Annotated in this window: 12 protein-coding genes and 1 pseudogene; 7 read left to right on the plus strand and 6 right to left on the minus strand. The window is 64.1% G+C overall.

Annotated elements, in window-relative coordinates:
- From AC27KI_RS13495 to rpmH, 4 genes and pseudogenes are all read right to left on the minus strand, one after another.
- A pseudogene (locus AC27KI_RS13495) lies at positions 1–196 on the minus strand (membrane protein insertase YidC); the annotation flags it as partial.
- Complete coding sequence (yidD, locus tag AC27KI_RS13500; RefSeq protein WP_284430579.1) at positions 193–489, minus strand: membrane protein insertion efficiency factor YidD; 297 nt, start codon at positions 487–489, stop codon at positions 193–195. The gene yidD and the pseudogene AC27KI_RS13495, both read right to left, overlap by 4 nt.
- Positions 486–1,010 carry a ribonuclease P protein component gene (locus AC27KI_RS13505; protein WP_284430580.1) on the minus strand — a complete coding sequence of 175 codons (525 nt, stop codon included), beginning with the start codon at positions 1,008–1,010 and terminating at the stop codon, positions 486–488. The genes yidD and AC27KI_RS13505 overlap by 4 nt, the downstream gene beginning before the upstream one ends.
- Before the next feature lie 43 nt (positions 1,011–1,053).
- On the minus strand, positions 1,054–1,188 hold the full coding sequence (gene rpmH, locus AC27KI_RS13510) for a 50S ribosomal protein L34 (RefSeq protein ID WP_005798102.1): 135 nt from the start codon (positions 1,186–1,188) through the stop codon (positions 1,054–1,056).
- Between the two features lie 310 nt (positions 1,189–1,498).
- Between rpmH and dnaA the strand changes: the two genes are divergently transcribed.
- The 3 genes from dnaA (at position 1,499) to gyrB (ending at position 6,929) form a co-directional block, all read left to right on the plus strand.
- A complete protein-coding gene (gene dnaA / locus AC27KI_RS13515; protein WP_272566399.1) occupies positions 1,499–2,920 on the plus strand; it encodes a chromosomal replication initiator protein DnaA in 1,422 nt (473 codons plus the stop codon).
- 131 nt (positions 2,921–3,051) lie between these two features.
- The gene (gene dnaN / locus AC27KI_RS13520; protein WP_284397642.1) at positions 3,052–4,170 is read left to right on the plus strand and encodes a DNA polymerase III subunit beta; all 1,119 of its coding nucleotides are present in this window, start codon (positions 3,052–3,054) and stop codon (positions 4,168–4,170) included.
- A gap of 140 nt (positions 4,171–4,310) precedes the next feature.
- Positions 4,311–6,929, plus strand: coding sequence for a DNA topoisomerase (ATP-hydrolyzing) subunit B (gyrB, locus tag AC27KI_RS13525; RefSeq protein WP_487089727.1), 2,619 nt, complete (start codon positions 4,311–4,313; stop codon positions 6,927–6,929).
- 104 nt (positions 6,930–7,033) lie between these two features.
- Here gyrB and AC27KI_RS13530 read toward each other — a convergent pair whose 3' ends face one another.
- Both AC27KI_RS13530 and AC27KI_RS13535 read right to left on the minus strand, forming a co-directional pair.
- The gene (locus AC27KI_RS13530; RefSeq protein WP_487114226.1) at positions 7,034–7,495 is read right to left on the minus strand and encodes a hypothetical protein; all 462 of its coding nucleotides are present in this window, start codon (positions 7,493–7,495) and stop codon (positions 7,034–7,036) included.
- A 45-nt stretch (positions 7,496–7,540) separates the two neighbouring features.
- The gene (locus tag AC27KI_RS13535) at positions 7,541–8,692 is read right to left on the minus strand and encodes an RNA-binding domain-containing protein (protein ID WP_487114228.1); all 1,152 of its coding nucleotides are present in this window, start codon (positions 8,690–8,692) and stop codon (positions 7,541–7,543) included.
- Positions 8,693–9,221: 529 nt separating this feature from the next.
- Here AC27KI_RS13535 and AC27KI_RS13540 point away from each other — a divergent pair.
- The 4 genes from AC27KI_RS13540 to AC27KI_RS13555 form a co-directional block, all read left to right on the plus strand.
- Entirely contained in the window at positions 9,222–9,914 is a 693-nt protein-coding gene (locus AC27KI_RS13540) for a hypothetical protein (protein ID WP_487089729.1), read from the plus strand.
- Complete coding sequence (locus tag AC27KI_RS13545; RefSeq protein ID WP_487089730.1) at positions 9,914–10,492, plus strand: hypothetical protein; 579 nt, start codon at positions 9,914–9,916, stop codon at positions 10,490–10,492. The genes AC27KI_RS13540 and AC27KI_RS13545 overlap by 1 nt, the downstream gene beginning before the upstream one ends.
- 65 nt (positions 10,493–10,557) lie before the next feature.
- Complete coding sequence (locus tag AC27KI_RS13550) at positions 10,558–10,785, plus strand: ATP-binding protein (RefSeq protein ID WP_272566411.1); 228 nt, start codon at positions 10,558–10,560, stop codon at positions 10,783–10,785.
- Positions 10,786–10,906: 121 nt separating this feature from the next.
- On the plus strand, positions 10,907–11,192 hold a 286-nt coding region (locus AC27KI_RS13555; protein WP_487114230.1), incomplete at its 3' end, for an OsmC family peroxiredoxin.

The raw sequence follows: 11,192 nt of genomic DNA on the forward strand, positions 1-11,192 counted from the left end.
GTGTGGGGGCCGGCACGGTGGAAGCGCCGGCGGTGCCCGAGGCGGCCGGCGCCGAAGACGCGGGCGCCACGGCGGCAGGCGTTGCACCGGGGAAGAAGGTGGCCTTGTGGCCGTTGTGCACTTGCCACTTGTCCCATAGCAGAACCATGGAAAAGCCAAATATCACCCACAGGATGGTGCGGCGAATGTCGTTCATGAAGACTTCTTCGGTGAGGAGGGGGTGGAGGACGTGGAAGGAGACAGGCGCGAGAACAGCCGCAATGCGCGGGGCGGTTCTTCGGGCACCGGATCATGCCCTCCATCGCACCAGGGCTGGCACCGTGCCAGACGGTGCAGCGTCAGATAAGTTCCGGCTGCGGCGCCATGGCGTTCAAGTGCCTGCAGCGAATAGGCTGAACACGTGGGCTCGAAACGGCAGGCCGATCCGAGCCAGGGGCTCAGCACCAGCCGGTAGCCACGCACCAGCGCCATCAGCAGCGCGCGCATCATGACACAGGCGCCGGGGCGGGCTGGGGCGCCGCTGCCGTCGGTGCCCCAGCGGCCGTTGCAGCAGCGCCGCCGCTGCGCCGCACGGCGTAGCCGAACAGCTGCAGCAGTTCGGCGCGAACCGCCTGCTTGAGGGCATCGGACGTGGCGCTGGTGAACTGCTTGCGGTCGAACGTCGCCCGCAGGCGCACCACGTGCGCGGCCTGCGGCAACTGGGACTCGAACGAGGCGGCCACGGCATGGATCTGCCGCTTGATGGTGTTGCGGGTGACCGCGCGGCGGGCCCAGCGCTTGGGCACCATGGCGCCCAGCCAGACGCCGGGCGGCTCGGCCATGCCAAACAGGGCCTGCGGCCCTTGCGCATCAGGCAAGGGGCCGGGCCCTGTGGGAGGTGCGGGAGGCGATGCGGCCGCTGCGCCGGTGGGAGCGAGACCCAGTCGGTGCAGTGCGAAGTGTGCGGTGCGGGAGACCGTTCCCCCGGCCATGGCGGCCTGGAACTGCGGACGGGTTTTCAGCCGTTGCATGGGAGGGTTCCCGCCCGGAACCGGGCCGAGTGTCGTGGCGGCCTTAGACGGCCAGGCGCTTGCGGCCCTTGGCGCGGCGTGCGTTGATGACGGCACGGCCGCCGCGCGTCTTCATGCGCACGAGGAAACCGTGGGTGCGCGCACGGCGCGTCTTGGAAGGCTGGTAGGTACGTTTCATGGTCAATGTCCTTGAGGGTTAGGTTCCGGGCGCAACTCGCAAGATGCGGGTTCCAGGCCCTCCGGATGCGGCACTTCGATCAAGATCAAAGCGCTTGGCCCGGGCGTTATTGCCCTGAACGCATTCAGGGAAACCGGCGATTATTGCAGGCTTGTGCCGGCGTGGCAATGGCGAGGCGGCAGTACAGGGGGTTTGCGGCGCGGGTGGCGCGCGCCGTGGGCGCCCTGGCCGAGGTTGTGGATAACCCCTTGAAAAGGTACAATCTGCGGCCCTGAATCGTTCCTCCTATCCACAACAAGAACCGCCATCAATGACCGAGGAACCTTCCCGCAGCCCCGACAACGACCCAGGCGCCGATGCCGGACAAGGACTGTGGCAAGCCTGCGTCGAGCAGCTTGCGCAAGACCTGCCGGAGCAGCAGTTCAACACCTGGATCAAGCCGCTCACCGCCCAGGTCGCTCCCGACTTCTCCAAGGTCACCCTGCTGGTGGCCAACCGCTTCAAGCTCGACTGGATCCGTGCGCAATACGCCGGCCGCATCGCGGCCCTGCTGGAAGGCCTCTACGGCCAGCCGGTGTCGCTTGAGTTAGCGCTCGCTCAGCGCGAGACCGTTGCCCGCACTTACGTGCGATCCACGCCGACGGGGCAGGTGGTGTCGTCCGAGCCCACGCCCGCCGCGGCGCCCAGTGACGAGCCGGTGGCTGGTGCCTTCCGCTCGCGCCTGAATGCCGCGCTCACGTTCGAGACGCTGGTCGAGGGCACGGCCAACCGCATGGCGCGCTCGGCGGCCATGCACGTGGCGGGCTCGCCCGGCCACCTGTACAACCCCCTTTTCATCTATGGCGGCGTCGGCCTGGGCAAGACCCATCTGGTGCACGCGGTGGGCAACAAGCTGCTGGCCGACAAGCCCGACGCGAAAGTTCTCTACATCCATGCCGAGCAGTTCGTGTCGGATGTGGTTAAGGCGTACCAGCGGCGCACGTTCGACGAGTTCAAGGAGCACTACCACTCCCTCGATCTGCTGCTGATCGATGACGTGCAGTTCTTCGCGAATAAAGACCGCACGCAGGAAGAGTTCTTCAACGCGTTCGAGGCGCTGCTGGCCAAGAAGAGCCACATCGTGATGACCTCGGACACCTACCCGAAGGGCCTGGCCAACATCCACGAGCGGCTCGTCTCGCGCTTCGACTCCGGCCTCACGGTGACCATCGAGCCGCCCGAGCTGGAAATGCGCGTGGCCATCCTGATCAACAAGGCCCGCGCCGAAAGCGCCGACATGCCCGAGGAAGTGGCCTTCTTCGTCGCCAAGAACGTGCGCAGCAACGTGCGCGAGCTGGAAGGCGCGCTGCGCAAGATCCTGGCGTACTCGCGCTTCAACCAGAAGGAAGTCTCCATCCAGCTCGCCCGCGAGGCGCTGCGCGACCTGCTGTCGATCCAGAACCGGCAGATCTCGGTGGAAAACATCCAGAAGACGGTGGCCGACTACTACAAGATCAAGGTCGCCGACATGTACAGCAAGAAGCGCCCGGCCAGCATCGCCCGGCCGCGCCAGATCGCCATGTACCTGGCCAAGGAGCTCACGCAAAAGAGCCTGCCCGAGATCGGCGAGCTGTTCGGCGGGCGCGACCACACCACGGTGCTGCACGCGGTGCGCAAGATCGCCGGCGAGCGCCAGCAGCTCACCGAACTGAACCAGCAGCTGCACGTGCTGGAGCAGACGCTCAAGGGTTGATGCCGAAGTGGCCCCGCACCCCCACGGAGCGCGCCCGGTTCACGGGCAAAATGGCGTGCTGGACGGCATGAGGGGGCATGGCCCATGCCGCCGTCCTGGCACGTTTCCCAAAACCACCAAAGGTTGACGACATGATTGTCCTGAAGGCAACACAAGACAAGGTTCTCGCGGTTCTGCAATCGGTGTCCGGCATCGTCGAGCGCCGGCACACCCTGCCCATCCTGGCGAACGTGCTGATCCGCAAGACGGGCAACGCGCTGCAGCTGACCACGAGCGACCTGGAGATCCAGATCCGCACCACCGCCGAGCTGGGCGGCGACACGGGCGACTTCACCACCACGGTGGGCGCGCGCAAGCTGATCGACATCCTGAAGACCATGCCCGGCGACCAGACCGTGAGCCTGGAGTCGAGCCAGTCCAAGCTGATCCTCAAGGGCGGCAAGAGCCGCTTCACGCTGCAGTCGCTGCCGGCCGAGGACTTTCCCCTGGTGCAGGAATCGGCCGCCTTCGGCCCCGCCTTCAGCGTGCCGCAGAAGGTGCTCAAGGACCTGCTGGGCCAGGTGTCGTTCGCCATGGCGGTGCAGGACATCCGCTACTACCTGAACGGCATTCTGTTCGTGGCCGAAGGCCAGCAGCTGAGCCTGGTCGCCACCGACGGCCACCGCCTGGCCTTCGCCAGCGCCACGCTGGACGTTGAAGTGCCCAAGCAGGAAGTCATCCTGCCGCGCAAGACCGTGCTGGAGCTGCAGCGCCTGCTGTCGGATGCGGGCGGCGAGAACCAGCCGCACATCGAGATGCAGTTCGCCAACAACCAGGCGAAGTTCACCTTCGGCGGCATGGAGTTCGTCACGAAGCTGGTCGAGGGCAAGTTCCCCGACTACAACCGCGTGATCCCCAAGAACCACAAGAACAGCGTGACCCTGGGCCGCGCCCCGCTGCTGGCCAGCCTGCAGCGCACCGCCATCATGACCAGCGACAAGTTCAAGGGCGTGCGCCTGAACCTGGAGCCCGGCACCCTGCGCGTGGCGTCCAACAACGCCGAGCAGGAAGAGGCCGTGGACGAACTCGACATCGACTACGGCGGCGACACCATCGAGATCGGCTTCAACGTCACCTACCTCATCGACGCTCTGGCCAACATGGGCCAGGACATGGTGAAGGTGGAGCTGTCGGACGGCAACAGCTCGGCGCTGCTGACCATCCCCGAGAACGAAACCTTCAAGTACGTCGTGATGCCCATGCGCATCTGACGCACCCGTCTTTCAGCGCCGGGGGTGAGTGCTATGCTTTTTGTAGCTACATGCCCTAGAAGAATATGCGCTGGAGGCCGATTTGACCCTTATTGAACATTCAGGAAACCCCCCGGTTTCCACGGACCCCAAGGCCATCCATGACCGCTGAGAACACCCTGCCCGAGCCTTCCTCCAACGGCGCGGGCGAAGCGCAGCCCTTCACCAAGATCGACACCCAGCAGGCGGGCGCCAGCGAAGGCTACGGCGAAGGCGCGATCCAGATCCTGGAAGGCCTGGAGGCCGTGCGCAAGCGCCCCGGCATGTACATCGGCGACACGTCCGACGGCACGGGCCTGCACCACCTCGTCTTCGAAGTGGTGGACAACTCCATCGACGAGGCGCTGGCCGGGCACTGCGACGACATCGTCGTCACCATCCACTCGGACAACTCCATCAGCGTGACCGACAACGGCCGCGGCATTCCCACCGGCGTGAAGATGGACGACAAGCACGAGCCCAAGCGCTCGGCCTCCGAGATCGCGCTGACCGAACTGCACGCCGGCGGCAAGTTCAACCAGAACAGCTACAAGGTCTCGGGCGGCCTGCACGGCGTGGGCGTCTCCTGCGTGAACGCGCTCAGCAAGATGCTGCGCCTGACGGTGCGCCGCGAGGGCAAGGTGCACGTGCTCGAGTTCAGCCAGGGCTTCGTGCAGAACCGCATCATCGAGACCGTGAACGGCGTCGAGATCTCGCCCATGAAGGTCATCGGCGACACCGACAAGCGCGGCACCGAGGTGCACTTCCTGCCCGACACCGAGATCTTCAAAGAGAACAACGACTTCCACTACGAGATCCTGGCCAAGCGCCTGCGCGAGCTCTCGTTCCTGAACAACGGCGTGCGCATCCGCTTGAAGGACGAACGCACCGGCAAGGAAGACGACTTCTCCGGCGCCGGTGGCGTGAAGGGCTTCGTCGGCTTCATCAACGCCAACAAGAAGGTGCTGCACCCCACCGCGTTCTACGCCACGGGCGCGCGCCCGGCCGAAACCTACGGCGGCATTCCCGGCACCGAGATCGGCGTCGAGGTGGCCATGCAGTGGAACGACGGCTACAGCGAGCAGGTGCTGTGCTTCACCAACAACATCCCGCAGCGCGACGGCGGCACCCACCTGACCGGCCTGCGCGCCGCCATGACCCGCGTCATCGGCAAGTACATCGATGCGCACGAACTGGCCAAGAAGGCCAAGGTCGAGGTGAGCGGCGACGACATGCGCGAAGGCCTGTGCTGCGTGCTGAGCGTGAAGGTGCCCGAGCCCAAGTTCAGCAGCCAGACCAAGGACAAGCTGGTGTCCAGTGAAGTGCGCGCGCCGGTGGAGGACATCGTCGCCAAGACGCTGACCGACTACCTGGAAGAGCGCCCCAACGACGCCAAGATCCTGTGCGGCAAGATCATCGAGGCCGCCCGCGCCCGCGAAGCCGCCCGCAAGGCGCGCGAAATGACGCGCCGCAAGGGCGTGCTGGACGGCATGGGCCTGCCCGGCAAGCTGGCCGACTGCCAGGAAAAAGACCCCGCGCTGTGCGAGATCTACATCGTCGAGGGCGACTCCGCCGGCGGCTCCGCCAAGCAGGGCCGCGACCGCAAGTTCCAGGCCATCCTGCCGCTGCGCGGCAAGATCCTGAACGTGGAAAAAGCGCGCTACGAAAAGCTGCTGACCAGCAATGAAATCGTCACGCTCATCACCGCCCTGGGCACCGGCATCGGCAAGGCCGCGGTCGAATCCGGCAAGAGCGGCGTGGACGACTTCGACGCCGCCAAGCTGCGCTACCACCGCATCATCATCATGACCGACGCCGACGTGGACGGCGCCCACATCCGCACCCTGCTGCTGACCTTCTTCTACCGCCAGATGCCCGAGCTGGTCGAGCGCGGCCACATCTACATCGCGCAGCCGCCGCTGTACAAGGTCAAGGCCGGCAAGGAAGAGCTGTACCTGAAGGACGCCCCCGCGCTCGACACCTTCCTGCTGCGCATCGCGCTCAAGGACGCCAGCGTGACCACCGGCGGCGCCAGCCCGCAGACCCTGACCGGCGACACCCTCACCGCCCTGGCGCAAAAGCACCAGCTCGCCGAGGCCGTCATCCACCGCCTGTCCGCCTTCATGGATAAGGAGGCCCTGCGCGCCATCGCCGACGGCGTGAGCCTGAACCTGGACACCGTGGCCGACGCCGAAGCCAGCGCCGTGCAACTGCAGGCCAAGCTGCGCGAGCTGACCACCAACGGCATCCCCGCCGAAGTGGCCGGCGAGTTCGACGTGCGCACCGACAAGCCCATCCTGCGCATCAGCCGCCGCCACCACGGCAACGTCAAGAGCAGCCTGATCACCCAGGACTTCGTGCACGGCGCCGACTACGCCGCCCTGGCCGAAGCCGCCAGCACCTTCCGCGGCCTGGTCGGCGAGGGCGCCAAGGCCCTGCGCGGCGAAGGCGAGAAGCAGAAGGAAGAAAAAGTGTCCGACTTCCGCCAGGCCATGGCCTGGCTCATCTCCGAGGCCGAGCGCACCACCAGCCGCCAGCGCTACAAGGGCCTGGGCGAAATGAACCCCGAGCAGCTTTGGGAAACCACGATGGACCCCGAAGTGCGCCGCCTGCTGCGCGTGCAGATCGACGACGCGATCGAGGCGGACCGGGTGTTCACCATGCTGATGGGCGACGAGGTGGAGCCGCGGCGGGATTTCATCGAGACGAATGCGTTGCGGGCGGGGAATATTGATGTCTAAGGACACCGGATATCTTGTCTAAATAGCAGCTTGAAACAGCATTAAACAATATAAAAATCAATGACTTAGAACCACGCCCATGGTTAAACACCATGGGCCGTGGTTCAGTTATCCATGGATTGGCACAGACGCCAAATGGCCGCAGAGCGCACGCCGTGAGGCTTTATCAGCCCAGCCCGCTTCATGCTTTGCATCAGATTTTTGACCTTATTGGCTTTCTGCTCTTCAGTCAGAACGTCGGGTAGCTTCCGAAGCAACAGGGCATCCAAATCCGTTCTGGTGGCCTGCCCATACTGCTGCAGATAGTCCAGCACCAGCTTTTGGTAGTACCGGTCATCCAGGCCGCGCTGGTGGATGTACTTCGCCTTCTGCCCCAAGGCATCGGCCATCTTGGCTGAGATGAAATACCTTGGGGCGCGCCCTTCAATCAGCCCCAGATCACGCAAGCTCTTGGCCTCTGCTGCTGAAAGAGTTTGGCCCTTCTGTAGCCTGTCCAGCAGCAGTACCTGGCCCAAGCCCAGATCTGCGCGCGCCATCAGTACCCGCGCAAATTTGGAATCCAGCATCCGTCCCTGCAGGGTCAACTCCACACGTGGAAACCCTTGTGGAGTCTAACCAAACTCGTAGTCGGGTAACGGAAAAAACCGCTGGCGCTGGGTCGTGAACATGCGACGTATGCCGCTGCCCGCCTGGTCAATCATTCGCAGCCGGATCATCGCATCGATGAGCCATTGGTTGCGGTAGTGCTCCGGCGGGGACTGGTGTTCCAACATCCACGCCACGCTTTCCGGAATGAACTGCCCCAGGTTGCTGAACACCAGCCGGTCTGGGTGCTCCACCAGGTTGATTTTGCCGCCCAGAACATAGTCTTGGTGGGCGACGCAGTTGTGCAGCGCTTCGCGAAGTACCCAACTATCGTACTGTGGCACTGGCGTGGGAAACAGCGACCCATCGGGCATGTGGTCCAGCGTCACATTTCGAATGCGAGTGCACAACTGTTCGGTCGCCAGAAGGAAGGGGATTCCAAATGGCTGTGAAGTGACCGTGTCATTGAACGCATCTCGCAAAATCCAGGTCATCTTTGCATCTGCTGGGCCCAGCAGATGTGCGGATTCATCCTTGCCCAGCAGCAGCAGGGCTGCACGTGTCACACGCCCTTGTTTGGTCACGCGCGCCTTGTTCAGCAAGGTAGAAACCTCCAGGCCCGCGACTTCGGAGCGGATGGCCTCATGGCGTTCACCATTTGGCTCACTTCGTACCAAGTACTCGGTATAGCGCAATCGCGCCGCATCAATGGCCCGGTGGTCCAAGTCATCCAGCGACGCCTCTGGCATCACCACCCCAGTCCAATCCTCCGCTATACCTAGCGCACCCCACAAGCGGGACTCATGGTTGGGAAATTCCGCCAACTTCACCAAATGGCTGTCCAAGCGGATATAGCGCACATGCTGAAAAGCGACAGGTGCCCCACGTGCAGGGTGTATCTCCAACATCACTACATGGAGACCTTCGTACCTCAACTCATGAAAAGTGAAGTCGGCGCGGGGTTTCGTCATCACCTGCAGCCACATTGACAACGATTGGTTGCCAACCTTCTGCTGGAACGGGTCAAACCCCGTACCCGACACCCGATGGCTGCCATCTTCGACGCCCCACACCAGCCAGGCTCGATCTCGTCCCTGCAACGCTGCTGTATTGGCAAGCCCTGAAAGGTAAGCACCGATCCTTTCGGCGTCGGACAAATTGGATTTGAACTCCACCACCGTCTGTTCGCGCGCAGTCCCAGCAAGGATTCCAAGGTGGCTCGCAGTGCACTGGCATCCATCAGAAAACTCCTGGGGGAAACGGACGGCGCCCAACAGCGTTTCGCTCGAAAAGGCACGAACGAACTCTCACTGATGCACGGCCACGCTCAAGCGCTGCTAGGAGTTGGCACCAGTGAGTCAGCAACTGAACAGTGTCGGTTCCCATCGCAGCGCCTTCGCCGTTCCGCACAACGACGAATTGGGAGCGAGGGCGCTGGCTATCGTCCGGGTCGAATGAGAACTTGCCACCGCCGCCGCCGATAAAAGCCAGTGAGGCGGACAGTGGTTCGATGAGGTCGGTTGTTTCGGGTGGCGCCAGATCTGGCGATGTGATGGGAAGCATCGAGTGGGCATGTGGTGGGCCGAAGGACTGCTTTTACCCGAGCCAGAAGGTTATTCCAAGAAACGAGTTGATCAAAAGTTGTATGACGCGTTGGTTAAAGTCCGCGTCAATTGAATGATCAAAAAACACAGGGAGGTAGACGAAATGAAAGACCCCTACGAAAACATCCTGATCGGCAATTTCCTCTACAGCCTGGGGCTCGTGATCGGGCGGCGGTTTCCGGACAAGCCGTTGCCGGGGGTGGTGAACCTGCTCCAGCAGACGCCGCTCGACGGTCCCTTGGGGGATGTGCTGCTCCGCTATCCAGGCGTCGTCCGGCTGATCGAGTTCAAGCGGGCGTCCAACGACAGCGACAAGGAGTCGGACAAGCTCGACACCCTCAAGCTGTCGCTTGAAAACGAGCCGGCGCTGCAGCAGGTGTCCCGCGCCATCCATTGGTACGTGGAGTCCTCCAAGGGGCCATTGAACTGGCGCACCCGGGTCTGCCCCTACCTGGACTTCGCCGGGGGCCAGAGCCCTCCACTCGACTTTCAAGCATTCACGCAATCGCTTGCGGAGACGGTGGGAAAGGCGCAGGCCGAGGAGTTTCCCGATGCCCTCATCCAGCGCTATCTGGACGCGGTGGCCGCTTTCTCCGGCAAGTCGGGCACGTCCTCATCGGGGCTGCTGGTGTCCGTGGGCCAGGACGGGACGCTGCACTACATCGCGCTCGAAAGCATCGGGGAGCTGCGCCAGGAGTTGCAGGTCCACCGGCAGCAGGCGGACGAGCGGAGCGCCAGCATCGCGCAGGAGCGCGCCCTGGAGCACAAACCCCAGGGGAAAGGCCTATCTCTGTGATGAACGATGCACAACGCAGCGTGGAGCGCATCCACCAGCTGTCTGACATGCTGCAGTCGCTGATGCAACAGGCGGCGGTGCTGCAGCAAAAGGCCGATGCCTCCATGGTCCAGTCGCGCCACGCCTCGGACGCGCTGAAACGGGCCTGCGACCGGCTGCCTGTGACGGTGGGCACCGCCATCGAAACGGTGCTCGAGCCGGCCGCGGAAAAAGCCGCGGCGAAGATGACCGCCACCTGGGCCCAGGCGAACGCGGCGGCCGCCGAGGCCACGAGGACCTTCGCAGCGGCGCAGGAAACGCTGCAGTGGAAGATGCTGGCGTATGCCTGCACGGGGGCACTGGCCGTGGTGGTCCTGATCGCGGCGGCGATGGCCTACCTGTCTCCGACCGAAAGAGAGCTGAAGGCACTGCGCGCCGAGCGGCAGATGCTGTTGGCCGACATGGATCGGCTCAGAAAGGCGGGCGCGGGCCTGGAGGTCGCGCAGTGCACTCACCAGGGGCGGCCGAGGACCTGCGTGCGCGTGGATGCCCAGTCTCCCCGATTCGAAGGGGGCTACCTGCTTGTGCCTGCACGGTAGGAAGCGGCAAGATCCTGCGAGTTCCTTCCGCTTCTTCTCCGTTTTCTTTTCTTCTTCGTTTTGCGATGAACGCCCCGCGCAAGGCCCTGCCCCGCATCGATCCCGCCCGCTGCACCGGCTGCGGCTGGTGCGTGGCCGTGTGCCCGCCGCATGTCCTGTCGCTGCAGGTGCCGGGCCCGCAGCCGTGGGGGCGCAAGCAGTCGGTGCTGCACGATGCGCCGGCCTGCACGGGGTGCGCGCTGTGTGCGGTGCGCTGTCCGTTCGATGCGATCGGCATGGTGCGCACCGGCTAAGGTCTGCCCGCGGGGCCTGTAGGACAAATCGCGTCAGGCGTCGGGGCGCTGGGCCCACCCGCGATCGGTTCCATGCATGTTGTGATCGCGTCTTGTCTGTTCACCGCACAAGGAGCACCGCATGTCCGAAAAATCCGCATCCGTCCATTGGGAAGGCGCTGGCAAGACCGGCCAGGGCCAGATCAGCACCGAGACCGGCGCGCTCAAGCAGCACCCCTATGGCTTCGGCAGCCGTTTCGGGGACGACCGCAAGGGCACCAATCCGGAGGAGATCGTGGGCGCGGCACACGCGGCCTGCTTCACGATGGCCTTCGCGTTCGCCTGCGAGAAGGCCGGCATTTCCACCGAGACCCTCGACACCACCGCCAAGGTGCGGCTGGCCAAGGAGGGCGAGGGCTTCAAGATCG

It is taken from the genome of Acidovorax sp. KPB24-03 (assembly GCF_057546605.1).